Source organism: Rhizobium sp. AG855 (assembly GCF_003610655.1).
Taxonomy (GTDB): Bacteria; Pseudomonadota; Alphaproteobacteria; order Rhizobiales; family Rhizobiaceae; genus Allorhizobium; species Allorhizobium wuzhouense.
In genome coordinates this window covers 1256002-1282601 of sequence record NZ_RAQG01000003.1, presented here as the reverse complement: position 1 = coordinate 1282601, position 26600 = coordinate 1256002, and the positions used below count along the sequence as shown (strand labels likewise).

Here is a 26600-nt window from a genome sequence, read left to right as displayed (position 1 = left end):
ATGGAAATCCGTCAGCCGCGCCACCAGGCGCGGTTTTCGTTTGCAACGGCGATACCGGCGCCATCTGCATCCTCAAGCCAATCGGCCACACGGCGCCCCTCAACCACGAGATCTCCGGCAAAATCGGCCAGCGGCATCAGCACGAAGGCGCGTTCGGTCATGCGCGGATGCGGGATCGTCAGATGATCGGCATCGAGCTTGAGCGAACCATAGGTAAGGATGTCGATGTCGATCGTGCGCGGTCCCCAACGCTCGACACGCACCCGTTTCATGTCACGCTCGATCTCGAGGCAGGCGGCGAGCAACGCCTGCGGCGCGAGCAATGTCTCGACTGCCGCACAGCAATTGTAAAAATCGGCCTGATCGATCTTGCCCCAGGGCGGCGTCCGATAGAGGCGCGATACCGCGGTCACCCGACAGTCCTCACGATCATCCAGACGCCGCAAGGCATCTGCCATTGCAGCCTGGGGATCACCGATATTGCCGCCGAGGCCGAGCGTCGCCTGCTGCCACGCGTTATGCTCTGAACTGTTCAACGCTCACCTGCACATGGTCGAGGATCCCGGCAATCGGGGCACTGGGCTTGCGCACGGTGATCCGGCAGCGCAGTATTTCGGGGAAACGGTCGAGCAGGCCGCGTGCGATGGCGAGCGCCAGCGCCTCGACCAATTGCCGGCGGCTTCCGGTGACGATCTCCTGGATGACCTCGAAGGCTATGCCGTAATGCACTGTCCCGCCGAGCGTATCCGTCTCGGCCGCCTCCAGCGCGTCGACGTCAAACTCCGCATCGACAAAGAAGCGCTGACCGAGGACGCCTTCTTCAGGAAAGACGCCATGATGGGCGAAGAAGGCGCAGTTCTGTAGCGTGATGGTGAAGATGCGGCTCATATCTGCGCGTTCCCTGCAACCTCGATGTGTCGTGCGGCCGAAAGCATAGCATCGGCGACGGCAAGCGCGTCCCGGTTGATCGCGACATTGTGGACCCGGAAAACGGAGGCCCCCTTCAATCGGAGCGCCACGGTGGTCGCAGCCGTTGCCGCATCGCGTTCGGCGGCGTCCCGGCCGGTGATGTTGCCAAGGAAGCGCTTGCGCGATGTGCCGACCAGAAGCGGCAGGCCGAGATCATGCAACTCTTCGATCCGCGCCAGGAGCGCCATGTTTTCCTCGGCCGTTTCCTTGGCAAAACCAAACCCCGGATCGAGCATGATTGTTTCCGACGCAACGCCGGCATCCTCGGCAATGGCGAGTGACCGACCGAAGAAGAAACGCTGGTCTTCAATCGGGTCGGCAAGTTTTTCACGACCACGACCGGTATGCATGATGCAGAGGCCGGCCCCGAAACGGGCGGCAACTGCGGCGATATCAGGTTCGCGCTGAAGACCGTGCACGTCGTTGATGATATGCGCACCCGCTTCGATGGCAGCCTGCGCGGTGCGTGCACGATAGGTATCGATGGAAAGCAGGGCATCGGTGCGGTCGCGGAGCCCCGCAATGACGGGAAGAACCCGCGCCATCTCGTCCTCAGGGCTGACAGGGGCAGCACCGGGCCGCGTCGATTCGCCTCCGATATCAAGGATCTGCGCGCCTGAATCGACGCAGGCGAGCGCATGAGCAATCGCTGCCTCGGTGCTGTCGTGCAAACCGCCATCGGAAAAGGAATCGGGCGTGACGTTGATGATTGCCATCAAGGCGCCGCGCGCCGTCACATCGAGTTCACGGCCATGGGCCACACGCCAAATTGTCCGCTTGCCGCTCGCCAACTGCGTTCTGTCCTCTCGACGGAAATCTGCGAAGCTGCAATAGTGCAGCCGCGTTGGCTATGCCCCAAGGGCGTCGCGAACACAACATCGCGGACATGAGAACATCGCGGATTGAACATGACATCATACAGCCGTCTGTGGGCGACGCTCCTTCTGGGCGCCCTGACCGGCCTCTTCCCGAACGCGGCGCAATCCGAAACCATCGTTCGCAAGTCCATCAGCTATTTCCAGATCGGGGGTAAGACCGCGGCGGATCTGGATGACGAACTGGCACGCAAGGGACCTTTCACAGAGGCGACCGGATACCGCCATCCCGGTGCCACCCAGATCCGCTTCGGCGGCGACCTGACATACACCAAACGCGGCACCCGCTGTGCGGTCGAGGATGCCACCGTCACGCTCGACACCAAGATCATTCTGCCGCGCTGGAAGAACCGGAAGCGAGCGACGCCGGAAATGGCGATGATCTGGGATGCGCTCTCGTCAGACATCAAGCGGCACGAAGAACGGCATGCCGAAATCGCCAGACAGCATGCCAAGCGTCTGGAGCAGCGGCTGCTGAACCTGCGACCGGAACGTGACTGTGATCGCCTGCAGGCAAAGGTCGCCGCCGTGACGGACGAAGTGACCCGCGCGCACGATATGGCCCAGATCGAATTCGATCGGATTGAGTCGCACAATTTCGAGGACCGCATGCTGCGCATCCTGCGCCATCGCAGCGGCAAGGTCAGAAACTAGCAGCAATCACCAGTAAATTTTGAGAGGTGGTTTTGGCAGGCTTGCCACGCCTTGTCCGAAACTTGCCGCGCAGCCTGTGAATAACCGGCGATTTCTGCCCGTGGCCCTTGATACAAATCTGAAATATAAGTGTCATCGAAAACGTTGATTAAGCGTTCCCGATTTTTCCCCGTTCTCCCGGCGCGTCCTGTTGCCACAGGTGCTTCCTCCCTCGCCTGTTTGGCGATGCGCCCGCTTGCCCCGTCGCCCGGAAAACCGGGAGACGGGGCTTTTTTTGGTGCGTTCGGTGGAGCCTCAGCCTTGGCGTTCCGGCACATGCACGACGAGACCGTCGAGCGCGGCACTCACCTTGATCTGACAGGAAAGACGCGAGGTCGGACGGACGTCGACGGCAAAGTCGAGCATGTCTTCTTCCATCGCCGACGGTGTCCCGACCTTCTCGGTCCAGGCCTCGTCGACATAGACATGACAGGTCGCACAGGCACAGGCGCCGCCGCATTCCGCATCGATGCCCGGAACGGAGTTGCGAACGGCATTTTCCATGACCGTAGAGCCGTCCTGGGCCGCAATTTCGAAACGCGTGCCGTCAAATGCGATGATGCTGATTTGTGTCATGATGTGCGGATCCAGACTTCGCCTTGTGTAAAAATCGGCGAAGTCTTCTCGCAATTTCAAGGCCCAGTCAACTCACGGCAGAGCGAGTTGAACGCGCCGACAACGGCACCGACGGGTGTCTCAGCGCGCGAGCTTCAGGATGAAATGCTCGGCCTCGAGCACGGCGCTCGCGACGGTCGCCAGCGTATCGGCGTTGACGCCCTTGCTGTCGACAAGTTCGGCAGCGCTCGCGACACGCAAAGCGCCAACGGAAATCGCGGCGTTGCGCAGGCGCTGGGCCGCAGCCTTGTTGTCGGTCTTGTCCGACTTTGCGGTCAGCGCCTGAAGGCATCCGCGCGCCTGGCGGGCGAACATCTGCAGGATCTCGATTTCGACCGCCTTGTCACCCTTCGTCTGGGCAGCCAGATGGACCAGATCGATTGGACGTTCGTGCGACGGCGTGCGCACATGATGGGTTTCGGGAGCTTCGAATGCGATGTTGACTGCTGCAGCCATGCCAAAGAACCTTCTTTTCTTCTTATTGGTGGGATCAGCCTGACATTCGGTTGTGGCAATCCTGTTAAGCGCGGCGGCGACGACCCGAAAAAGCTCGCATCATGGTTAACGAAATTTAAACCCCCGCAAAATTTGGCTTTTACGGCTAAATGGAGGTTTAAATACTGTTAACAAGCACAGCGCCCCTTGGCGTGCTGCACCTGCGTTAATTGTAACGGAGGGCCAAATGTGTCAGTACGATACGGTTGATTGGGCCAAAGTCGTAGAACTTTGACCTCGGGCAAGTCGGTGCTAGAACAATGGGCAATGTTCGCCCCAAGGTGAGGCAGACTGCTCGGTTTCTGAGAAAGCGTTTCGTGTGGCGTGGCGGCATGCGGAGTGTGATTGTACGGCGGGAATGCGAAAGTGCGGAATGGCAGGCGGCCACCCCCACCCTTCGAGCCAGCCGAGCGTAAGTTGTAACGAGGCGTAACCCGATGGCGAACAAGAAGTCCGACTCGATTGACGAGAACGCGTTCCAGGCACTCGAGGCGGCCCTGAGTATTGATTTCGACGGTGACGAAGCGCCTGTGGCCCCGAAGCCTCGGTCGCAAACGCGCGGACCGGAGGCCATTTTGTCGGACAACACGCAGCGCCCTGCCTCCAAGAAGCCCATCGATCGTCGCTCGGCGCGCGCCGCCGAACTCGGCCCCGAGCCTGCGCCGCCGCAGCCTCGCTCCCCGGCCCTCGCCCCGGCCAATGACGGCTCCCGCCGCGCCCCTTCCGCTATGTTGAAGTCTCTGGAAGCGGCGTCGCTGAAGACGGCACTTCGCAACGCGACCATCATTTCGGCTCTGTGGGTCGTCGGAGCCATCGGCCTCTCGCAGCTCCTCTACGGCGGCGCGATCTGGCAGGCCGCCTCCGTGGCCGACATCGTCGCCATGCCGGGCGTCGTTGCGATCTTCGTCGGGACGTTCCTCCCGATCATGCTCTTCTTCGCCTTTGCCATCATGATGGCCCGCGCCCATGACCTGCGCAACGCCGCTCGATCCATGGCGGAAGTCGCGCTGCGGCTGGCCGAACCGGAAACGATCGCGTCCGAACGCATCATGACCGTCGGTCAGGCCGTTCGCCGCGAAGTCTCCGCCATGAACGAAGGTATCGAGCGCACCATCGCACGCGCCACCGAGCTGGAAACGCTGGTCCATTCCGAGGTCACGGCCCTCGAACGCAGCTACACCGACAACGAACTGCGGGTCCGCGGCCTTGTCCACGAACTGGGTTCGGAACGCGACGCGATCGTCAATCACGCCGAGCGCATCCGCTCCTCGATCGTCGGCGCCCATGAGCAGCTGAAGGAAGAGCTTTCGCTCGCAACGGAGGAGATCTCCGTCCGCCTGCAGACCTCGGGCGAAGCCTTTGCCTCGATGATCGACACGCGTGCTGCGACCCTGATGGAGAAGTCGGATGCAGCGGTGACGGCCCTCGGCTCGCTGCTGGCGCACAAGACCGACACGATGGTGCAGACGCTGGCCGCTTCCGGCATCTCACTCTCCACCGAATTCGATTCGCAGCTGAAGACACTGACCACGACGCTCAACCAGCGCGGTCGCGAACTGCTCGGCGAGTTCGAGACCCGCGCCTCCACGCTCGACGCCAACACAGAGAAGCTGAATGCGGCGCTGAACGAACGTGCCCGCCAGCTGAACGAAACGCTGGTCGAGCGGACCCGTGACATCGCAGAGAGCCTGAAGGGTGGCGAAAGCTCGATCACGTCGTCGCTGGACGATGTTCTTTCACGCCTCAACACCTCGCTCGAAGAGCGCAGCCGTCATTTCCGCCAAAGTCTGCAGGCCAGCGCCGACGATGCGATCGTCGACCTCGATTTGCGGTCCGGCCTCTTCGAAGACCGCTTCCAGACGACGATCGGTCAGATCAACTCCACCTTCGACGAACGCGTTGCCGAATTCGCCAGCGCGTTCGACCAGCGCGCCGGCAGCCTCGACAGCAAGCTGATGGAGAGCCTTGCCCGGATCAACGAAACCGTCAATGGCGGCTCGGATTCGATCAACGGCATCCTCACCTCGAGCATCGAACGCCTCGGCTCGACGCTGAACGACCAGTCTCTTGCACTTGCGGTCACCCTGAGCTCGGGCCAGGAGATCCTCGATGACGCGCTCTCTGGCCGTGCCCAGGAAATCGCCGACGCCATGTCGGCCCGCGCCGCAGCCCTGACCGAAAGCCTGGAAACGGCCCAGAAGCGCATCGACCAGGTGATGGAAGAGCGTTCGGGTTCTCTCTACGGCGCGTTGACCGACCATCAGTCCCGCTTCGAACAGAGCCTGTCGAGCCGCGCCGAGCACATGGTCAATGCGCTTGAGGCGAACCAGGATCGCCTGGCGGAGACGCTCGACCAGAAGATGGGCGGGATCGCGACCATCCTCGACGCCAAGAGCGAAGACCTGATCGACACGCTCAACACCAAGAGCCTCGAACTCGACCTGACCCTCACGGCGCGCAGCCAGGACCTTGCCGAGACGCTGAGCGACAGCCAGCGCCGGATCGACGAGACATTGAGCCAGCGGGCCTCTGCCATCATCGAGACCGTGGCCGATGCGGATCGCCGCATCGACCAGGCCTTCTCGGAAAAGGCCGAGGCAATCCGCACAGCCTATGGCGACAACCAGGAACGCCTGGAAATGTCGCTGGCCGGTCACACCTCCTATTTGAGCTCGACCCTCGAAGACGCATCCGCCGACATCGAGCGGGCACTCGGTGCCGCATCGGGCACAATCGCCGCATCTCTCAACGCCGGCGTGAGCGACATCGACGGAAAGCTTGTCGAGACCTCCGAGCGTCTGAGGGCCAACCTCGACGATGCGACACGCAATCTCGCCGAAACGCTGGGCGCGACATCCGGCACCATCGCCGCGTCGCTCACGTCCGGCATCAACGACATCGACGGCAAGCTCGGTGGCACGGCCGAGCGCCTGCGCATGACGCTCGACGATGCGACCGGCGCCTTGGCCGACACACTCGGCGAAAACGTCGCCAAGATCGCCGACACCGTGAACAGCGGCGTGCGCGACATCGACACGCGCCTCGTCGACACTCACGAGCGCATCCGCTCGACGCTCGATGACCGCACGCAGGCAATCACGCTCAGCCTCGGCGAAGCGCATGCCGCACTCGAAACGACGCTGACGGAGCATGCGACTTCGCTCGGCAGCTCGCTTGCGGCCAGCACCGGCATGCTCGAAATGAGCCTCGAAGACCACGAGGAAAGCCTGCGCAAGGCCATCGACGAGAGCAGCCGCGCCCTCGACGACCGCCTGCGCGGCACCGCCGGTGCTCTGACCGAACAGATCCGCGACGCCGCTGGTGACATCACCCGCTCGGCGCAGGATTTCTCAGGAACGGTTGAGCAGTCCGTCAGCGGCATGACCATGCGCCTCGATGAAACCAGCACGCGGATCGAGCAGAGCCTCGGCACGCTCGAAGACCGCCTGCGCAACGGCCTCGACGGCGTCGACGCCCGCGTCAACGATGCCGGTGAAAAATTCGCCGCTCGCCTCGACGAGAAGGTTACGACGATCGAGCGGATCGGTGACGAAGCCTCCATGCGCGTCGCACAGGCCCTCGATGAAGGCACCAACCGCGTCGCGGAGACCTTTGACAGCCGGACCGCCCTCATTGATGAACGCCTGTCGACGATGGATCGCGCCTTGAGCGTCGGCCTTGAAAACGTCAATCGCACCATCGAGGGCAAGGCTGCCGGCCTCGCCACCGCCCTGCGCGGTGCTGTCGCCGATGCCGCCCGGGATATTGATGCGGAAACACAGCGCTCGCTCGAACGCCTGACCGAAACCAGCAGCAATTTCGTCGGCCAGATCGATGAACGCAGCGCCCAGCTCAGCAGCACGCTCGAAACCAAGTCCAATGAACTCGCAGACCGCATTTTGAATGCCGATGCGCTCGTCAATGCCCAGGTTGCCAACCTGACCGGCACGATCTCCCAGGCCAACGCGTCGCTGACGGGTGCGATCTCGGCAGCCAATTCCGCCTTGTCCGGCACGATCGCGGACGCCAACACGACGCTTTCTGGCGCCCTCACCAACGTCAACGAGACGCTGTCCGGCACGATCACCGAGGTCAACTCCACGCTCGAAAAGCGCGCAGCAGCGATCCGCGATGCCATCTCCGGCAACACGCAGGAACTCGCGGTCACAATGAACGCCGTTGAAAAGGCGCTCGAAGCCCGTGGCAATTCGATCCGCACAGTCCTCGACGATCGCACCCGCGAACTGAACTCCATGCTGTCGAGCCGGTCGGCTGAACTTTCACGCCTGATCGACGAAAAGGCAGCCCCGGTCGTCGCCTCCTATGCCGAAACCGGCCGTGCTGCCGCCGAACAGATCACGGCGGCCGCTGCCCAGAGCGCCGAACGTCTCCGGGCGGAAAACGCAGCCCTGGTTGACGCGATCAGCGAGCGCACGGACCGTGCCGTCGCCCATCTGGGCGCTGCCGAACAGAACATTGCTGCCAGCGCCTTGCAGCTTATCGATCGGCTCGGCGAGAGCAATTCCGGCATTTCGAGTGTCATCGAACAGGCGCTTGAGAGCATCGGCGCCCTCGACAGCCGTCTCGGCTCGACGGCCTCGCGCTTTACCGAGACCGCGACCCAGGCGACAGACATGCTGTCGACCTCCAACCGTCTGCTCGACGACAAGCTCGGCCGCCTGACAGCGATCTCTGGCGAAACGCTGCAACAGGTTTCCTCTATCGTCAGCCGTTTCGGCGATCACACCAAGGTTCTCGGAAAGGCCTCCGAGCTCCTTTCCGCCGCACAGTCCAATCTCGTCGGCACGCTTGAAGAGCGCCAGCAGGCGCTCCGTGATCTCTCGGTCGGCCTCGTCAAGCGCTCGGAAGAGATCGAGACGACGATGCAAGGGCTTGGCAAGATGGTCGAGACCGCCTTCGACCGCGCCGAACAGCGTTCCGGCCAGATGGCCGGGAACCTGCGCCAGAGCGTCCAGGCCTCCTTCACCGATATCGGCCAGATCCTCGGCGAGACGGAGAAGCGGGCGCAGTCGACAGCCGCCAACATGCGCGAAAGCGTCCAGGCGTCCTTCGCCGATATCGGACAGGTGCTTGGTGAGACCGAGAAGAAGGCGCAGGTCACCGCCGCGAACATGCGCAATGCCCTGATCTCCGCCGAGCAGGAAGCGCAGCGGTCGATCGACAACACGCTCACGGAAGCCGAAAAGCGTTCGGGTGAACTGGCAAACCGCCTGCGTGGCGGCCTTGCAGTGTCGCTTGCGGATATCGATCGCCTGCTTGGCGAAGCCGGCCGCAAGTCCGAAGGCGCAGCAGCAGCCCTCAAGCAGGCCATGCAGGGCGCGGTCGAAGAAGCGGTCAGCCGTTTCACCGGTGCGACCGACGAGATCCGCCGCTCGGCAAACGATATCCGCAAGGAGCTGGACCTCACGCGCAACGAGCTGAAGCGCGGTGCCTTTGATCTGCCGGAGGAGGCCAAGGAAAGTGCGGCTGCCATGCGCCGCGCCGTGTCTGAACAGATCAAGGCATTGCAGGACATTTCGCAGCTTGTCGGCCGCACCAGCCAGACGCTGGAAATCTCCGAACCCGTTGCCCGCCGTCTGGCAGATGCGCCGGTCGAGCAGCCCCGCCGTGTACAGCCCGCTCCGGCAGCACCCGCACCGCAGCCAGCCCGCCCTGCTCCAGACTATGCCCTGCGCGGGAGCCTGAGTGCGACGGAAAACTATGCACCCCAGGCGCCGAGCCGCACCGAGGGCGGTGGCTGGATCAGCGATCTCTTGCGTGGCGCATCACGTGAAGAGCCCGCTGCAGAACCGGTTGCCACCCGCCCGGCGCCGGCCCCGGCACAATCGCGCCCCGCTCAGGATGCACCGGCTGCAGCCCGCCAGGGCGACACCCGCAATCCACGCCATATGGTGGAGTCGCTGAACTCGCTGTCAGTGGACATTGCCCGCGCCATTGACCATGACGCATCGGTCGACCTGTGGCGCCGTTACCAGCGCGGCGAACGCGACATCTTCACCCGGCGCCTCTACACGCTGAAGGGTCAGCAGACCTTCGACGAGATCAAGCGCAAATATGACCGCGAGCCGGAGTTCCGCGTCGCCGTCGATCGCTACATCGCCGACTTCGAAAAGCTGCTGGCGGATGTTGCCCGCACCGATCGCGACAAGTCGATCACCCAGTCTTACCTGACATCCGACACCGGCAAGGTCTACACGATGCTCGCCCATGCAGCAGGCCGCTTCAGCTGAAGCAGCCGCCTTCACGGCAAGATCGTCAAAAGTAAACCCCGGATCCTGAAAGGGATCCGGGGTTTTTCATTGAGGTCGGGAATGGGTAGACCGTTAAGGCCAGGCAGCCAGGTCCGCGATCAGAGCTGCTGAAGCGTCCAGGCGACGATCTGGCCGGTGACCTGGCCGAAAGCCTGATCAAGCGCTGCAACATAGGCGCTGCTGCCGCTACCGGCGGACGGCACCTCGGCGCGGAAGACCTTCTGCGCCTTGACGCTACCGTTGCGATCGTTGAGCAGCTTGACGGAGATCTCGACCACGCCACGATCACCGCCGCCGGTCGCAATTTCAAAGGCACGCACGTCGCTGATCAGCTGATAGTCGATGGCCAGCCCCTGCCCCGGCTTGCCAACGCCGCCGAGACGGCCCGTGTCCTCGAAGGCCTCGACCAGCTTCGACTGCACCACGCGGGTCAGCTTGTCGCTCCACTGCGACTTGCTCAGATACCGCACTTCGGAACCTGCGACCCGCACCAGGATCTGCTCGCTGTCCACGGCCTTCAGAGCCGACGGATCCGCGATCAGCAATTGTCTGTTGCGCGCGCTGGCCGAGGTCGACACCGGCGTGGACACAGCGGACAAGTCGAAGGTGTCATTGGGTGCGCTGCCACAGCCTGAGAGTGCCAGAAGCATCGGCAGCGCCATGGCGCTGGCAAGCATCCGGACCCGGCTTGCGCGTGTCGTAACGTCACTCCGATCGGAGCACCCCTCGGGGAGAACCATCGTCTTACCCATGCCGGTCTGAGGGATCATCGGCGCGTCCTTCCGTCGAACTCTTTCACAGTATCGCCGCCGAACAGGAGGCGCTGCGGATTCTGGTCGAAATTGGTAATGGCGTCATTCAAGCCACGCACCGTCTGGCGCGTGTCCGTTACGAGCGTCTGGATGTCGCGCAGGCCCGAGCTGGAGAAGCGCTGCAGGTTCTCCGCGATCGGTCCGATGCGGGCATTGAGGTTCTCCGCCGTCATGCGGATCGACTCAAGCGTCTTGCGCGCCTCGACGCTGAGAGAATTGGCGTCGCCTGAGCCGAGGAAGGCGTCGACCTTCTTGAGGATACCGTCAACCTGGGTCGATGCGTTGTTCAGACGATTGGCGAGCTGCGTGAAGTCGTCGATCGCCTTGTCGATATCGTCCTTGCGACCGGTAATGCTGTTCGACAAGTCGCGGAAGCCGGCAATCGCCTGGCGCGCATCGGCGGAGGCGACGGAAACGTCGTCGACGACCTTGCCGACCTTCTGGCTATCGACGGCGTCGATGAGCTTGGACACTTTCGTCAGCGTCAGGTCGGCATTCTTGCCGAAAGTCTGGAATGTGTCGGCCGTCGACCGGAAACTGTCGATCGCAGGGCCGATCTTGTCGGACGCATCGGCGAAGCTTGCAGTCGCTCGCTCGGTATTGGTCAGGATCTTGTCGATCTTTTCAGAATTCAGCGCCTTGAAGAGATCTTCCGCTGCCGCCAGCGTCCCATCGATCCGACCGGAAAGGCCTGACACGGAATCCGACAAGGCACTGACGCTCTTCAGGAACTCGTCGATGCCCTTGGCATTGTCGGCCAGCGACTTCGAAAAGGTTTCGGCATTGCGGACCGTATTGGTCAGCGGTGCACGGGCGTCGACGATGAAGCCCTGCAGTTCGCCAATCGCATCGTCCGCACGCTTGAGAATGCGGTCGGCTGTCGACAGAAGATTGGTGACGCTGGACTGGTCGGCGGTCAGGATCGCCGGCTCGCCGGTATCGATGGCACGCTTCAGAATCTGTTCGCCGCTGCCACTGCCACCACCCGACAATTCGATATAGGCTGCTCCGGTCAGGCCCTGGATTTCCAGAACCGCCCGCGTGCCCGAGGTCACCGGCGCATCGGCTCGAACTTCGGTGAATGCCACGGAAAACTCAGGATCTTCGTTGTCGATATAGAGGTTGCGCACCGAACCGACGGCGATCCCGTTGAAGCGCACGGGCGAGCCGATGCTGAGACCATTGGCCGAGCCCGGGATGCGGATGGCGAGCGGCGCCACAGGCCCGCCCCGTCCATACTGCGCCATCCAGTAAACGAAGCCGAAGGCCGCTCCGATGACCAGGATCGTGAAGAAGCCGACGATGGCATAATTGGCTTTGGTTTCCATATGTCTACTCTACCGGCTGCACGGCGGCTGTGTCCGCGCGGGGGATGGAACGGGCACGCTTGCCCCTGAAATAGGATTGCACCCAGGGATCGTCATAGGCGAGCATGTCGTCCAGCGAGCCTTGGACCATGACCTTCTTCTCGCCGAGAACGGCGATACGGTCGCAGACGGAGAAGAGGCTGTCGAGGTCATGCGTGACCATGTAGACCGTCAATCCAAGGGTATCGCGCAATTGTGCGATGAGTTCATCGAACTCGGCGGCGCCAATCGGATCAAGACCCGATGTCGGCTCGTCCAGGAAGACGAGATCCGGGTCCAGCGCCAGCGCGCGTGCCAGCGCCGCGCGCTTGATCATGCCGCCCGAGAGTTCGGAAGGATATTTGTCCGCCGCATCGGGCTTCAGGCCGACGAGTTCGAGCTTCAGATAGGCAAGCTCGTCCATCAGCCACGGCGGCAGATCCAGGTATTCGCGCATCGGCAGCTGAATGTTCTCCTTGACGGTCAAGGCAGAAAATAGGGCGCCGTGCTGGAAAAGCACCCCCAGCCGCGTATCGAGCGCCATACGCTCGGCATCGGTGACGGCATCATAATCGGCACCGAGAATCTCGATCGTCCCGCCCCGTCGTGGCAAGAGCCGCAGAACCGTGCGCATCAGCACCGACTTGCCGGCACCGGACGCGCCGACGAAACCGAGAATTTCACCGCGATAGATGTCGAGGTTGAGATTGTCGAGGACGACCTTCTCGCCGAAGGCCACCGTCAAGTCCTTCACGGACAAGACCGTTTCACGAGTATTGGAGGAGGAGGATGACGTCGTATCGGACATAACGGCTCCTCAAAAATCGATGGCTGCGTAGAACATGGCAAACAGCCCGTCCACGAGGATGACGACAAAGATCGATTTGACCACAGAGGCTGTGACATGGCGGCCGAGCGATTCTGCGCTGCCCCCCACCTTCATCCCCTCGACGGCCGCGATGATCCCGATGATGAGCGCCATGAACGGCGCCTTGATCATGCCGGTGGCGAGCGTCGAATAGTCGACGGCATCGTGCAGGCGGGTAATGAAGACCTCGAAGGTGATCCCGGAATAGGCCCAGGCAACGACGGCCGCGCCATACAGCGCTGCGAAGTTCGCGACGATGGTCAAGAGCGGCAGGGCAATCGTCAGCGCCACGAGGCGCGGAAAGACCAGAACACCGATGGGGTTCAGCCCAATCACCTTCAGCGCGTCGATTTCCTCGCGCATCTTCATCGAACCGATTTCTGCGGTGATCGCACTACCAGAACGCCCAGCGATCATGATGGCGGTGAGAAGCACGCCAATCTCGCGCAGCTGCAGAATGCCGACGAGATCGACCACAAAGACTTCAGCGCCGAAGTAGCGCAGCTGGAACGCGCCCTGCTGGGCGATGATCGCGCCGATGAGGAAGGACATGAGCACGATGATCGGCACCGCGCGAACACCCATATGGTCGAGCTGATTGACCACCGAGGCCGGAGAGACCCCAGCCCCTCTCCCGAGCTTGGTCTGCGCGCCACGCACGGCGGAACCGAGCACGAACATCATGGCGACAGCGTCTTGCCACAGCCCTATCGTCAAACGGCCGATCGGGTCGAAGACCCGTTCGAAACGGCTACGGTTGTCAGGCAGCACCTCCGGCGGCTCGACGCGCTCCGGCAAGGCTTCGATCAGCTCGCGCATCTGCGCATCACCACCCGCAAGATCGATCTCGCGACCGCGCGCCCGACGCTGCGTCATGAAGCGTCGGATCAGCCAGGCACCGGCTGTATCCATGGCGGTGACACCGTCGATATCGATGACTTCCGCCCGCGTACCCTCGTCCTCGACGAGCGGCCCGGCCGACTTGATCATGTCCGAAAGGTTGGTGTTCTTCCAGCTGCCGGTCAACCGAATCACGTCGTGATCGACATGCGCCTGGCGGTCGATTTCGATATGGGCGTTTTCAGCAGGTACCGACTTCAAGGGCGCAACAACTTCCAAACCTGCGCCGGCCGAATCCCGGTCCGCAAATCACGTGATTGAATGTTGCGCACTATAAACACCGACGACCGCGATGTAATCCTTGATGAACCGTTAATTGCGACCCCGCCGCCCGATTGCCGGGAGCGATGGCCGCTTTGCAACAGATGGAACAATCAAGCGGCGCGAACGCCCTCTTTCTCGGCGCTGTCGAGCGTTGGAATCATGACCGGCACCATCTGTGGAACCTGCCTCGGAGCCGCAGCAGCACTTATCTTGTGCGCCCAGGAGATCAGCTCCAGTCGCCCGTCCGGATGTTCGGCCACCGCCGTGCAGCTCTCCACCCAGTCACCGGTGTTGACATAATGGATGCCGTCGATGTCTTCCATCAGCGCATGATGGATGTGGCCGCAAATGACACCATCCACCTCATTCCGTCGCGCCTCCTCGGCAACGACCCTCTGAAACTCGCCGATGAAGTTGACGGCATGCTTGACCTGGAGCTTCGCCCAGGCCGAGAACGACCAGTAGGGCATGCCGAGTTTGCGGCGCACCGCTGCCAGCATGACATTGATCGCGATCGCCGTGTCATAGGCCCAGTCGCCGAGATAGGCGAGCAGGCGCGCATTGCGGACGACGACATCGAACTCATCACCATGCAGCACGAGGTAGCGCTTGCCATCCGCCATCTCGTGGATCATCCGCTCGGCGACCTCGATGCCGCCGAAATGCATGCCGGGGAAATCACGCAGGAACTCGTCATGATTGCCCGGAATGTAGACGATGCGCGTGCCCTTGCGCGCCTTGCGCAGCAGTTTCTGAACGACGTCATTGCAGGGCTGCGGCCAGTACCAGCTGCGCTTCAAGCGCCAGCCGTCGACGATGTCGCCGACCAGGATGATCGTGTCTGCCTCGTGGGTACGGAGAAAGTCGAGCAGAAAATCGGTCTTTGCAGCCTTTGAGCCCAGATGCACATCCGAGATGAAAAGGGTCCTGAAATGGCGAATTTCGCTTGCGTCTTCCACGGCGCTGTCCTCTTTCACTGACTGCGCATGGCTTAATCAGACTCGTGTTTCAGGAAGATGACACGCGCTCTGGCGGTCCTTGCATGCACACTCTCGAGCGCGTGGTGCCGCCCCAGTCCACCCTAAGACTGAACTAAGGTCTACCACTCGAAGCCGTTTCGTGTATGACGGGATCAAACCAATCTGTGACAAGAATTGCCGGTGACACGATGACTTCCCAGGACAAGAACAAGACTGAAGCAGCCCCGAAGACGGCCGATCTCGACGAACAGGCGCTCTTCTATCATCGCTATCCGCGTCCCGGAAAACTGGAGATCCAGGCCACCAAGCCACTCGGCAACCAGCGCGATCTGGCCCTCGCCTATTCGCCCGGCGTCGCCGCCCCGTGCCTTGCCATCAAGGACGATCCGGCAGCCGCCGACGACTACACCGCCCGCTCCAACCTCGTGGCTGTCATCTCGAACGGTACGGCTGTACTCGGCCTCGGCAATATCGGCCCGCTCGCCTCGAAGCCCGTGATGGAAGGCAAGGCGGTCCTGTTCAAGAAGTTCGCCGGCATCGACGTCTTCGACATCGAGATCGAGGCCCCGACCGTCGATCAGATGGTCTCGACCATCTCGGCCCTGGAGCCCACCTTCGGCGGCATCAATCTCGAAGACATCAAGGCGCCGGAGTGCTTCCAGGTGGAAGACCAGCTGCGCGCCAAGATGAACATCCCGGTCTTCCACGACGACCAGCACGGCACCGCGATCATCGTCGCGGCCGCCATCCTGAACGGCCTCGAACTGGCCGGCAAGAAGATCGAGGACGTCAAGATCGTCGCCTCGGGCGCCGGTGCTGCAGCCCTCGCCTGCCTCAACCTGCTCGTCATTCTGGGTGCCAAGCGCGAAAACATCTGGGTCCACGACATCGAAGGCCTCGTCTACAAGGGCCGCAACGAGCTGATGGATCCGTGGAAGGAAGTCTATGCCCAGGAGACCGACAAGCGGTCGCTTTCCGAAAGCATCGATGATGCCGACGTCTTCCTCGGCCTGTCTGCCGCTGGCGTCCTGAAGCCGGAGCTGCTCGCCCGCATGGCGCCGAGCCCGCTGATCATGGCACTCGCCAACCCGAAGCCTGAAATCATGCCCGAAGACGCCCGCGCGGCCCGCCCGGACGCGATGATCTGCACGGGTCGCTCGGACTTCCCCAACCAGGTCAATAACGTCCTGTGTTTCCCCTATATTTTTAGGGGTGCACTCGACTGTGGCGCCACGACGATCAACGAAGAGATGAAGATGGCTGCCGTCCGCGCCATCGCAGCACTCGCGCGGGAGGAAGTCTCGGAAGTGGCGGCCCGCGCCTATTCCGGCGAAACCCCGACTTTCGGGCCGGATTACCTCATCCCTTCGCCGTTCGATCCCCGCCTCATCCTGCGCATCGCCCCCGCCGTGGCAAAGGCGGCCGCCGACAGCGGCGTCGCCCGTCGCCCGATTGCCGACTACGACACCTATCTCGACCAGTTGAACCGCTTCGTCTTCCGCTCGGGCTTTGTCATGAAGCCGATCTTTGCTGCGGCAAAGAGCGCAACGAAGAAGCGCGTGATCTTTGCCGAGGGTGAAGACGAACGCGTGCTGCGCGCCGCCCAGGTTCTGCTGGAAGACGGGATTGGCGAACCGATCCTCATCGGTCGCCCGCAGATCATCGAAACCCGCCTGAAGCGCTACGGCCTGCGCATCCGCCCGGGCGTCGACTTCCAGCTGGTCAACCCGGAAGACGATCCGCGCTACCGCGACTATGTCGACGACTATTTCGCACTTGTCGGCCGTGCCGGCATCAATCCGGAGGCGGCCCGCACGATCGTGCGCACCAGCACCACCGTCATTGGTGCGCTCGCCGTCAAGCGCGGCGACGCCGATGCGCTGATCTGCGGCGTCGAAGGCCGCTTCGACCGCCATCTCCGTGACGTGCGCCAGATCATCGGCAAACGACCAGGGGTGCGTGATTTCTCGGGTCTCAGCCTGCTCATCTCTCAGCGCGGCGCCATCTTCTTCACCGACACCTTTGTCACCGACGATCCCTGTGCCGAGGAAATCGCGGAAATGACGATCCTCGCGGCGGAAGAAATTCGCCGCTTCGGCATCAGCCCGAAGGCGGCGCTCCTGTCCCATTCGAACTTCGGTTCGCGTCCCTCGGCCAGCGCGTCCAAGATGCGCCAGGCCTTGGAGATCATCCGCAAGGCGGCTCCGGAACTGGAAGTCGACGGAGAAATGCAGGGCGGCTCGGCCCTGTCGGAAAGCCTGCGCAAGCGCGCCATGCCGGACAGCACCCTGACCGGTGAAGCCAATCTCCTCGTCTTCCCGAACCTCGACGCCGCCAATATTTCGCTCGGAATTGTCCGCACGATGATGGATGCACTGCATGTGGGTCCAATCCTGCTCGGTGCAGCCCTGCCCGCCCATGTGTTGTCGACCTCGGTCACCTCCCGCGGCGTCGTCAACATGGCGGCTTTGGCGGTGGTCGAGGCATCCCAGCCGTAATAAGCGAGACGACACAGACGCACGGGCCTCGGCAGCAATGCCGGGGCCTCACGCGTAGAATTGCCGCTGGACAAGTCAGAGCTGCAGCCCCGAAATTGTATCCCTGAGAATCTAGGGTCATTCGATGGGGCAAGAGGGCGTGTATTTCGACCTGCTGGACTGGCTCGACCAACAGGAGCGGTTCGAACCATCTGCCTTTCTGCAAAAGATCCAGGCTGGCTATCGGACAGGTGCCATCATCTATGTGGATGGGATTGTCGGCTCCGAACGGCTGAAACTGCACAGGCTCGTGCACAGCAGACCGAGTGACACAGCAAGGACGGCGAGACTTCTGCTGGAACGCCCGTTTCGTGATCAGCTCCTGCAGGTCCTTTCCGAACTCGAACCCGTGCAGGTGGATTTTGGCCCTCTCTCCACGCCCCCTGCTGCAGGTCGACCCGGCGCCGACGTAAACGCACACATCGGCGTGGGCTACCCCCTGCTGTCTTACCCCGGACGGCGTGCCGGCCTTCTGATCGAAGCCGCAGGCGATCAGGAGCAATGGAGAGAGTGGCGCAGGCTCAACGATCGCGATGTCGCAAGCCTTGGCGGACGTCTTCACGCACGGCTCGCCAAGTCTGCTCAACCCAAACCTCACAGGCGCCGGACAAAAACGCTGCTCACGCGCCGTGAAAGTGAGACGCTGGCATGGATCGCCGCCGGCAAGAGCTACTGGGAAGCGGCGATTATCCTCGGCATCACGGAGCGGACCGTCCGCTATTTCATGGCCAACGCGCGCCACAAGTTGGATGTCGTCAACAATGCCCAGGCGGTAGCAGAAGCTGTCTGGCAGGGCCTCATTCCCCGCTTTACGGACCGTCCCACCGGTTGACGACAATCGGGGCAAACCATCATATCATAGATTGCATTCAACAAAGCTGTCGCCACCGCCAGTTTCAGTCACTCTACCTCCCCGCCATGCTGTCCGCTCCAACGATAATTCAAGGAGTTCAGCATGATCCGGATCATCAACGGCGCCCGGCGCCATCAATTTCCCACTGACATTGATGCCATGCACAGGTTGCGCAAACGGGTGTTCCACGACCTTCTGCGCTGGGATGTGCAGGTGCATGACGCCTGGGAGATCGACCACTATGACCGCGCGAACCCGATCTACGTCCTGTCCTATGGCGACAACGGGTCGCTAAGAGGTGCGCTGCGGCTGCTCCCGACCCTTGGGCCGAACATGCTGGACGACACCTTTCCGCAATTGCTCGGCGCAGGCCCCGAAATCCGCAGCGCCGCGATCTGGGAATCCAGCCGCTTCTGCATCGATCCGGAGATCTCCCAGGACCGCGCAAACAACCAGGTGACGATTGCCGCCGCCGAACTGATGTGCGGCGTGGGTGAACTCGGCCTCGCCTCCGGCCTCAGCCACATCGTCACCGTCACCGACGTTTTCCTGGAACGTATGTTCAAGCGCATGGGCTGCCCAGGCGAGCGCATCGCCGATCCGCAGCGCATCGGTTCCGTGCAGGCCGTGGCCGTGTCCTGGGACGTAAGCCAAGATCTGCTGGAGCGGATGAAGGCTGTTGCCACCATCGACGGCAGCGTGTTGGAGCAGCCGATGACACTCGCATCGGCCCGCGCCGCCTGAAGCGGGGAGCGGCCGGCGGTTGGGCGCCCCGGTCGCTCTCTTCCCTGTCATTTTACTTTGTAATCAAGTGCCGTATTGTACAGGGACTGCATACAAGGTTGCGTACCGACAGGGGCCCCCAGTCGGAGCCACCCAGTTGGAGCCATGGATTCACTGACCAGATTGCTCGGCCCACTGATCGCCGTCGCCTTCCTTGCGACATCTCTGGCGGACGCCGCTGCCGCGTCGCTGGCGTGCGAGAGGCTGCGCGACAGATTGGCTTCGGTTGATCGGTCGGTCTCGTCCGATGACATCAATCGTTATGCCGGCGCCATTGCGCAGCAGAATCTCGAACTTCGCAAAGCCCGCCAGGACCAGCGGCGGCTCCGCTGCCTCACCTCTTCGATCACGACCATCCGCGCCGATGGCGGCAGCGATTGCGGCGATCTCGCCAAAGCTCTGAGCCGGATGGAAAGCAACAAGCAAATTCTGACCGGCAAGCTGGTGGAACTGCGCGAAGGGCTGGGAGCCGCCGAGGCCGTACGCCTTGAACAAGCCCTCACCGACAACGGCTGCAATGGCGAAGGCACGCTTGCCTCGACCCCGGACGAACCTCAACGGGTGCCTTATCTCGATACGCTGCCTGAGCCTTATCGGCCGGATCGCGCGGGTGAAGCCGCAGCCTCCTTCCGTCCGACAATCGGCATTCTGCCGTCGGGCGACGTCCGAACTCTGTGCGTGCGCACCTGTGACGGTGGCTTCTTTCCCATTTCCTCGCGAACATCGGCGATCAACTTCGCCCGCGACGCGGCGCAATGCCAGCAGATGTGCCCTGGCGTGGAGACCGAACTTTTCTTCCATTCGGCGACCTCAGGCGAAACCTCCGATATGGTTTCGGCCGTGACCGGTCAGTCCTACCGTGACATGCCGAATGCCTTCGTCTACCGCACACGCCGACCGGCCGAAGATCCCCAATGCCGGTGCGATCTCGCGCGCTACCACCAGCGGATGACCCCGCGGCCTGCAGTTTCCGACTATCAATCCTCGATCGTCACCATCAAGCCGCAACAGGCAGCCACGAAACAGACCTCCGCACTGGCGCCAGCCCCCGAGCGCGAACTGGATGCGTCCGCATTGAACGTGCGCCGCGTTGGCCCGGTCTTCCTGCCGACGCAGTCCGATGAGATCGACCTGCGCAAACCGGCAGCACCGGGACCACAGCCGCTTCAGGAATAGCGAAGATCAGCCGCCATGACGCCCCTCGCCGTCAGGCCATCGCTCCTCGAAGACCAGATCATCCAGAGCGAGACGTCTGCGCCAGCCTTTCACCTCCAGTTCCGGTGAAGCGTAGAGTTCGTTCACAAAGCCAAGGCAGAGATATCCGATGATCTCGACACGCTCGGGAATGCCCAGGATCGCCTTGACCTCCGTCTCATGAAAGATGCTGACCCAACCGACGCCCACACCTTCGGCACGCGCGGCAAGCCAAAGGTTCTGGATGGCACAGACGGTGGAATAGGCATCCATGCGCGGATTGTGCGTGCGACCGAGCACAACGGGGCCAGCCCGATCAGGATCGCAGGTGACGCAGATATTGAGCGGTGCCTTACGGATACCCTCAAGTTTCAAGGATCGATATGCCTGCTGGCGCTCACCGGAAAACAGCGCGGCGGCTTCGTGATTGGCCTTGTCGAAGGCACCCCAGATCGCCTCGCGCTGAGCGCGGCTGCGGATCAGAAGAAAGTTCCAGGGCTGCATGAAACCGACCGAAGGCGCAGCGTGTGCAGCCGACAGCAGGCGCCGGACGAGGTCGTCGGGCAAGGGATCAGGCAGGAATTGGTCGCGCACATCGCGACGGGTTTCTATGGCGCGGTAAACGGCATCCTTCTCCGCATCGGAAAAGGCATTGGCCCGGACGAGGGCCTCGTTCGACAAGTCGTGCATGCTGTTGTCTCCAACACAGCGCAACCGCCCGCCGTCCACGCGGGCAAGGTCTATCGTATCAGGCCGGTCTTCTGACTCGGCTTCGACCGTCTTGTGCCGCCTTCCCGGTACATCGACCAGTGGCTGGGTTTCCCCTTGGCACAGACATCCGCCTCACAGCGCTGGGCACGTCCCGGAATTGCACCGGCTTCCCGATTCTCCCGCCTGTCGGCAGGCACCTGACGCCGGAGTTCTACCTCAGGTCAGGCGGGCCGCCCAGAGCCAAATGCGACACCATCAGTCCGTGGTCGGGAAGTAGCGGACAAAGGCGAAGGCTGCTCCATCGGGAGACCAGTTGGGGACATTGATGCTGCCCTGCCCGCCGAAAAATTCGATGAGAGTCTCCACATTGCTGCCATCGGCATCCATCAGCCGCAGCCGGACCTGCTTGTCGCGCGGATGACCCGTCACGTCGGCATCATAGGAGAGGAACAACACCTTGCTTCCGTCAGGCGACGGATGCGGAAACCAGTCGCCATAGCCGTCCGAGGTCAACTGTTGCAGATCGGACCCATCGGTGCGCATCCGCCAGATCTGCATGGTGCCGGTGCGGCTGGAGTTGAAATAGATCCACTGACCGTCAGCCGAATAGTCCGGCCCGTCATTGTGCCCCTCGCCATGTGTCAGCCGCCGCTCGGGTCCGCCCTTGATCGAGATCGTGTAGATGTCGAAGACTCCACCTCGGTCACCACAATAGGCAAGTTCCTTCCCGTCCGGCGACCAACCATGCCAATAGGACGGCATCTTGTCGGTAACCTGGCGCGGCTCGTCGTCGCCATCGCCCAGCAGGTAGATGCAGGATTTTCCGTAGAGCGTATGGTCCGAAAAGGCGATCGACGCGCCATCCGGGGAAATGCCGTGATCGTTGTTGAGGCGGACGGCAAAGCCCGTATCGACCGGCTCGGGCTCCGGGTCGTCCTCGTCCAGCGACAGCGCGTAGAGAAGACCGTCGCCGTTGACGACGAGAAACTCGCCGTCCCGCGACCAGTTCGGCGCCTCCACGAGGTCGTCCGTCTGCCAGACGACCTCGCATTCGCGGGTGGCCATATCGAAAATCTCGACCGAGCTGCGCATCATGGTCTCCCTGAAAGTATCAATCGACGACCGGGCGATCTTCGATCGCCTGCCGCAGCTTGGCGACGATCGCCCGCCCCGTTCGTTCGTAGTGACTGGTGCGCCATTCGGTGTAGAAGCCCCAGGCCATGCTGACGATCAACGTCAGGAAACCAATGCCAAGTATCTTGAAACTCCCATCCCACAGACCATAGCAGCCTATCACCACGGAAGGGAAAAAGTAGGCGGCGCCCGAGACCGTCCGGTAGAAACCACTGTCCTGGTGACCCTCCGCCGCAACAGCAAAAATGTAGCCTCGTTCTTCCGCTGTAAATTCAGGCATTGGTGTCCGAGGCTCGCTGTCCCGCATTCCCACGCTCATCAGCGATCCCGGAACCGGTTCGTGATCGGATAGCGACGATCGCGCCCGAAATTCTTCTTGGTGATCTTCACCCCCGGCGCCGACTGCCGACGTTTGTATTCTGCAAGATAGAGCAGATGCTCGACCCGGTGCACGGTCGCAATGTCATGGCCGCGCGCCACGATCTCGTCGACGCCCATTTCCTTCTCCACCAGGCATTCGAGGATGTCGTCGAGCACCGGATAGGGCGGCAGCGAATCCTGATCCGTCTGGTTGGGGCGCAGTTCGGCCGAAGGTGCCTTTGACAGGATATTGGCCGGAATGACCTCGCCCGACGGACCGAGCGCACCCGGCGGAACATGTCCGTTGCGCCAGGCCGACAGCCCGTAGACCTGCATCTTGTAGAGGTCCTTGATGGGGTTGAAGCCGCCATTCATGTCCCCGTAAAGCGTCGCATAGCCGACCGACATTTCCGACTTGTTACCGGTGGTGACGACCATCGAGCCGAACTTGTTCGACACGGCCATCAGGATGGTCCCACGCGTGCGGCTCTGCAGGTTCTCTTCGGTGATCCCACTTTCGGTGCCCTCGAACATTTCGGACAGCGCCGAGAGGAAACCGTCGACCGGATCGGAGATCGGCACGATGTCATAGTGGCAGCCGAGCGCCTTGGCGCAGGCTTCCGCATCGGCAAAGCTCTCCTCGGAAGTATAGCGATAGGGCAGCATCAGCGTGCGCACCCGCTCTTCGCCGAGCGCATCGACGGCGATCGCCGCACAAAGAGCCGAGTCGATGCCGCCAGACAGCCCCAGCACCACGCTCTTGAAGCCGTTCTTGTTGACGTAGTCACGGAAACCCAGCACGCAGGCGCGGTAGTCCGCCTCCTCATGCTCCGGAATGCGCGACATCGGACCGCCGTCACAGCGCCAGCCATCCGGCGTGCGCTTCCAGGTGGTCACCGCAAGCGTCTCCTCGAACTGGCTCATCTGGAAGGCAAGCGACTTGTCGCCGTTGAAGGCGAAGCTTGCACCGTCGAACACCAGTTCGTCCTGTCCGCCCAGCTGGTTGGCGAACACGAGCGGCAGGCCCGTCTCGATCACCTGACGCAGCGCCACCTGGTGGCGCACATCGACCTTGCCGCGATAATAGGGCGAACCATTGGGCACAAGCAGGATTTCGGCCCCGGTCTCCGCCAGCGTCTCGCAGATGCCCAGATCGTTCCAGATCTCCTCGCAGATCGGCACGCCGATGCGCACGCCACGAAAATTCACCGGCCCGGGCATCTCGCCTTCAACGAACACGCGCTTCTCATCGAACTCGCCGTAGTTCGGCAGGTCAATCTTGTCGCGGAAGGCAAGGATCTTGCCGCCATCGAGGATGGCGACGGAATTGTGGCGCCCTTTGTCGCCCTGACGCGGGAAACCGACGACCACTCCTGGCCCGCCATCGGCGGTGTCGGCGGCAAGCGCTTCCACGGCCTGCATGCAGGCCTTCAGAAAAGCCGGCTTCAACACCAGGTCCTCAGGCGGATAGCCGGAAATGAACAGCTCCGTCAGGAGCAGAAGATCAGCCCCCTGCGCAGCGGCCTCGGCGCGCGCGGCGCGCGCCTTCGCGAGATTGCCGGTGACGTCGCCAACCGTGGGATTGAACTGTGCCACCGCAATTCGCAGGACGTCGGAAATCTTCTTTGTATCGCTCATGACACCGATTTAGCCGCTCGTCCGCCCAATCGCAATGTCGCTTTGCTCTGTCGGGGCACCACAGCCACCGCTCGCGCTCACGAGACCACGGGAAATTCTGGGAACAAAGCTTTCTTGATCACGGTTCATGTAGCATTCATGACACTTATGTGACACCTATGCGAACCTTTCACGACATCTGCCCAAGACCTGGAGTTCGAAGTGGTCCAGTCCAGCCCGAAATCGCTTGTCGCGAACATCTTTAGCGCGTTTGGCGCGACACGCGAGCGAGAGCTCGGAAGCTCCTGGATCGCCCAACTTATCGTCCAGTGGATCAACACGGCGTTGATTGCCGCGGCGATCGTTTTGCTGAGCGAGATTCTGGCACGCGGCAGCATGATCGACGTCGTGGAATACATGACTTCGACAAGCCGCCCCGGGCTGATTGCAGTAGGCGTCATCTTCCTGATTCTCGCCTTCACCGATGCGATCATCGGTAAGGCCTACCAATCTGTGCTCTTCGTCGGCCCACTTCTGCTGCTGCCGGCCTTCTTCTCGGGACAAAAGCAGCTTTTCCTGTCGGATCCGCTGTTTCCGAGCGACCTGCTCTTCGGTCGGCAGATCATGGAACTCCTGCCAGCTATGGTGGCAGCAGAACCCATGAAGGCGGTTGGCCTGGCGGTCGCAAGCCTTGCCTTCATTGTCGCCCTGTTCGCGCTGATCTGGAAGAGCCGCAAAGTTTTCCCACGCCTCAACCTCGTCGGCCGCGGCATGCGCCTCGCGCTTTCCTTCCCCTTGCTCGCCGGCTTCATCTCCCTGATGGACCCTATGGCGTTCTCGGCTGTGCGCGACCGGTTGAACATCGTTCCGATGATGTGGGACCAGAAGGAAAATTATCGCCACAACGGCTTTCTGATGGCGTTTGCCTTCAATGTGCCGATGGCCCGCATCAGCGCGCCAGATGGCTACAGCCAGCCGGCCATCACAGACATTCCTTCAGACCGCGTTCCCGCCTCCTTCTACTCCGGCCGCCAGGCCGACGTGATCGTGGTGATGAGCGAGAGCCTGTGGGATCCGACCCGCCTCACCAGCGTCCGCTATTCCGAAGACCCGATGCCGACCATCCGTGCAGCCACGTCGGGCAACATGTTCTCCCCGGAATTCGGCGGCATGACGGCCAATGTCGAGTTCGAGGCACTGACCGGCTTCTCCAACGCCTTCCTGCCCTATGGCAGCATCCCGTATCAGCAATACATCCGCCGACCACTGCCTTCGCTCGCCACCTTCTTTGAATCGAAGGGTTACGTGACGAAGGCTTTCCATCCCTTCCAGAGCTGGTTCTGGAACCGGCAGAACGTCTACCAGGCGCTCGGTTTCCAGCAGTTCCGTTCGGAAGAAAACATGCCGACGATGGATAAGCGCGGCATTTTCGCCTCGGACGATGCCCTGACGCGTTACATCATCAAGGAAGCAGACAACACCGAAGCGCCGTTCTTCTTCTTTGCCGTCACCCTCCAGGGCCATGGCCCCTACGAAGAGCACCGCTATGCGAAGAACACGGTCGAGGTGGATGCTCCGACCCTGTCGGACGCTCCGACCAAGACACTCGCGACCTACACGCAGGGCGTCAAGGAAGCCGACCAGAGCCTGAAGATGCTGATGGACTGGGCAAAGAAGCGCCGCCGTGAAACCATCATCGTGATGTTTGGCGACCACCTGCCGCCGCTCGGCGAAGTCTATACCCAAAGCGGTTACATGCCGAACGTCGTGGCCACCCGCAAGGCATCGGTACCGACGATGAAGCGCGAGCACGAAACACCGCTTGTCGTGTGGTCGTCCAAGCGCGGCGTGCAGAAGGACATCGGCTCGGTCAGCCCCTCGCAGCTGCCGCATGTGGTGGTCCGCCTTGCCGGCTACCGTCACCCCTACTACACCGGCGTGCTGGGTCGCGTGGCCGAGCGCTATACGGTGGTCGACAGACACCAGTTGATCGGTCGCAACGCCAAGTCTCAGGCCGACTGGTCTCTCGCCGGCACAGTGGATCCGCTCATCCGCGACTATCGCATGCTTCAGCATGACGTCATGTTTGGAGAAGGTTATGGCCTGCCGCGTTTCTTCCCGGAACAGGCATTGCGGCTGCAACCGAACAGCTAAGACACACCGAAGGCTCCCCGTCCCAACAGCTTGTTATTGATACCGCAAATTTGAAGTAGCGAATGTCTTGCGACATCCGCGAATTTGCGGCATAGACTTTTTTTGTTCAGTCGTTTGCAGCGCTTGACAGTATTTGAGTTGCTTTACTGCAATCCCTTTTGACCGGAC

21 protein-coding genes and 1 riboswitch are annotated in these 26600 nt (G+C 62.0%); of the genes, 7 read left to right on the top strand and 14 right to left on the bottom strand.

The features are described 5' to 3' along the window. Positions 1-11: 11 nt before the first annotated feature. Genes folK through folP form a run of 3 tightly spaced genes read right to left on the bottom strand, consistent with a single transcriptional unit; the run spans position 12 to position 1760 of the window. A complete protein-coding gene (gene folK, locus DFO46_RS06215) occupies positions 12-536 on the bottom strand; it encodes a 2-amino-4-hydroxy-6-hydroxymethyldihydropteridine diphosphokinase (RefSeq protein WP_281039898.1) in 525 nt (174 codons plus the stop codon). Next, entirely contained in the window at positions 517-888 is a 372-nt protein-coding gene (folB, locus tag DFO46_RS06210; protein ID WP_110790635.1) for a dihydroneopterin aldolase, read from the bottom strand. The genes folK and folB overlap by 20 nt, the downstream gene beginning before the upstream one ends. Beyond that, a complete protein-coding gene (gene folP / locus DFO46_RS06205; protein ID WP_120276707.1) occupies positions 885-1760 on the bottom strand; it encodes a dihydropteroate synthase in 876 nt (291 codons plus the stop codon). The genes folB and folP overlap by 4 nt, the downstream gene beginning before the upstream one ends. A gap of 117 nt (positions 1761-1877) precedes the next feature. On the opposite strand from folP, the gene DFO46_RS06200 reads away from it, so the two are divergent. Beyond that, a complete protein-coding gene (locus tag DFO46_RS06200; RefSeq protein WP_120276706.1) occupies positions 1878-2498 on the top strand; it encodes a DUF922 domain-containing protein in 621 nt (206 codons plus the stop codon). Positions 2499-2792: 294 nt separating this feature from the next. On the opposite strand, the gene DFO46_RS06195 is transcribed toward DFO46_RS06200, so the two are convergent. Both DFO46_RS06195 and DFO46_RS06190 read right to left on the bottom strand, forming a co-directional pair. Continuing rightward, positions 2793-3113, bottom strand: coding sequence for a 2Fe-2S iron-sulfur cluster-binding protein (locus tag DFO46_RS06195; RefSeq protein WP_110790636.1), 321 nt, complete (start codon positions 3111-3113; stop codon positions 2793-2795). 120 nt (positions 3114-3233) lie between these two features. Then, complete coding sequence (locus DFO46_RS06190) at positions 3234-3608, bottom strand: Hpt domain-containing protein (protein ID WP_110790637.1); 375 nt, start codon at positions 3606-3608, stop codon at positions 3234-3236. 476 nt (positions 3609-4084) lie between these two features. Between DFO46_RS06190 and DFO46_RS06185 the strand changes: the two genes are divergently transcribed. Beyond that, positions 4085-9898 carry an apolipoprotein A1/A4/E domain-containing protein gene (locus DFO46_RS06185; RefSeq protein ID WP_120276705.1) on the top strand — a complete coding sequence of 1938 codons (5814 nt, stop codon included), beginning with the start codon at positions 4085-4087 and terminating at the stop codon, positions 9896-9898. A 119-nt stretch (positions 9899-10017) separates the two neighbouring features. Here DFO46_RS06185 and DFO46_RS06180 read toward each other — a convergent pair whose 3' ends face one another. The 5 genes from DFO46_RS06180 to DFO46_RS06160 form a co-directional block, all read right to left on the bottom strand. Continuing rightward, positions 10018-10596, bottom strand: coding sequence for an ABC-type transport auxiliary lipoprotein family protein (locus tag DFO46_RS06180; RefSeq protein WP_183041924.1), 579 nt, complete (start codon positions 10594-10596; stop codon positions 10018-10020). 89 nt (positions 10597-10685) lie between these two features. Beyond that, a complete protein-coding gene (locus DFO46_RS06175) occupies positions 10686-12059 on the bottom strand; it encodes an MlaD family protein (protein WP_110790639.1) in 1374 nt (457 codons plus the stop codon). Between the two features lie 4 nt (positions 12060-12063). Further along, the gene (locus tag DFO46_RS06170; protein WP_110790640.1) at positions 12064-12885 is read right to left on the bottom strand and encodes an ABC transporter ATP-binding protein; all 822 of its coding nucleotides are present in this window, start codon (positions 12883-12885) and stop codon (positions 12064-12066) included. Positions 12886-12894: 9 nt separating this feature from the next. After that, positions 12895-14016, bottom strand: coding sequence for an ABC transporter permease (locus DFO46_RS06165; protein WP_245408862.1), 1122 nt, complete (start codon positions 14014-14016; stop codon positions 12895-12897). Between the two features lie 203 nt (positions 14017-14219). Next, the gene (locus DFO46_RS06160; RefSeq protein ID WP_110790641.1) at positions 14220-15068 is read right to left on the bottom strand and encodes a UDP-2,3-diacylglucosamine diphosphatase; all 849 of its coding nucleotides are present in this window, start codon (positions 15066-15068) and stop codon (positions 14220-14222) included. Positions 15069-15277: 209 nt separating this feature from the next. Here DFO46_RS06160 and DFO46_RS06155 point away from each other — a divergent pair, with 209 nt between their 5' ends. The 4 genes from DFO46_RS06155 (at position 15278) to DFO46_RS06140 (ending at position 20438) form a co-directional block, all read left to right on the top strand. Next, positions 15278-17587: an NADP-dependent malic enzyme gene (locus DFO46_RS06155; protein ID WP_120276704.1), complete on the top strand. Its 2310-nt coding sequence runs from the start codon at positions 15278-15280 to the stop codon at positions 17585-17587. A 124-nt stretch (positions 17588-17711) separates the two neighbouring features. Continuing rightward, the gene (locus DFO46_RS06150; RefSeq protein WP_110790643.1) at positions 17712-18458 is read left to right on the top strand and encodes a helix-turn-helix domain-containing protein; all 747 of its coding nucleotides are present in this window, start codon (positions 17712-17714) and stop codon (positions 18456-18458) included. 123 nt (positions 18459-18581) lie between these two features. Continuing rightward, the gene (locus tag DFO46_RS06145) at positions 18582-19223 is read left to right on the top strand and encodes an acyl-homoserine-lactone synthase (protein WP_110790644.1); all 642 of its coding nucleotides are present in this window, start codon (positions 18582-18584) and stop codon (positions 19221-19223) included. A 144-nt stretch (positions 19224-19367) separates the two neighbouring features. Further along, on the top strand, positions 19368-20438 hold the full coding sequence (locus tag DFO46_RS06140; protein WP_120276703.1) for a DUF2865 domain-containing protein: 1071 nt from the start codon (positions 19368-19370) through the stop codon (positions 20436-20438). 6 nt (positions 20439-20444) lie between these two features. On the opposite strand, the gene bluB is transcribed toward DFO46_RS06140, so the two are convergent. From bluB to DFO46_RS06120, 4 genes are all read right to left on the bottom strand, one after another. Then, the gene (gene bluB, locus DFO46_RS06135; RefSeq protein WP_110790646.1) at positions 20445-21146 is read right to left on the bottom strand and encodes a 5,6-dimethylbenzimidazole synthase; all 702 of its coding nucleotides are present in this window, start codon (positions 21144-21146) and stop codon (positions 20445-20447) included. Positions 21147-21189: 43 nt separating this feature from the next. Next, positions 21190-21383: riboswitch (cobalamin riboswitch) on the bottom strand. A 39-nt stretch (positions 21384-21422) separates the two neighbouring features. Continuing rightward, entirely contained in the window at positions 21423-22259 is an 837-nt protein-coding gene (locus DFO46_RS06130; RefSeq protein ID WP_120276702.1) for a TolB family protein, read from the bottom strand. Positions 22260-22278: 19 nt separating this feature from the next. Beyond that, on the bottom strand, positions 22279-22620 hold the full coding sequence (locus tag DFO46_RS06125) for a hypothetical protein (protein ID WP_183041847.1): 342 nt from the start codon (positions 22618-22620) through the stop codon (positions 22279-22281). Continuing rightward, entirely contained in the window at positions 22620-24299 is a 1680-nt protein-coding gene (locus DFO46_RS06120) for an NAD+ synthase (protein ID WP_120276700.1), read from the bottom strand. Before DFO46_RS06120 ends, DFO46_RS06125 begins: the two co-directional genes overlap by 1 nt. A gap of 201 nt (positions 24300-24500) precedes the next feature. On the opposite strand from DFO46_RS06120, the gene DFO46_RS06115 reads away from it, so the two are divergent. Beyond that, positions 24501-26432 carry an LTA synthase family protein gene (locus DFO46_RS06115; RefSeq protein WP_120276699.1) on the top strand — a complete coding sequence of 644 codons (1932 nt, stop codon included), beginning with the start codon at positions 24501-24503 and terminating at the stop codon, positions 26430-26432. Positions 26433-26600: the final 168 nt, after the last annotated feature.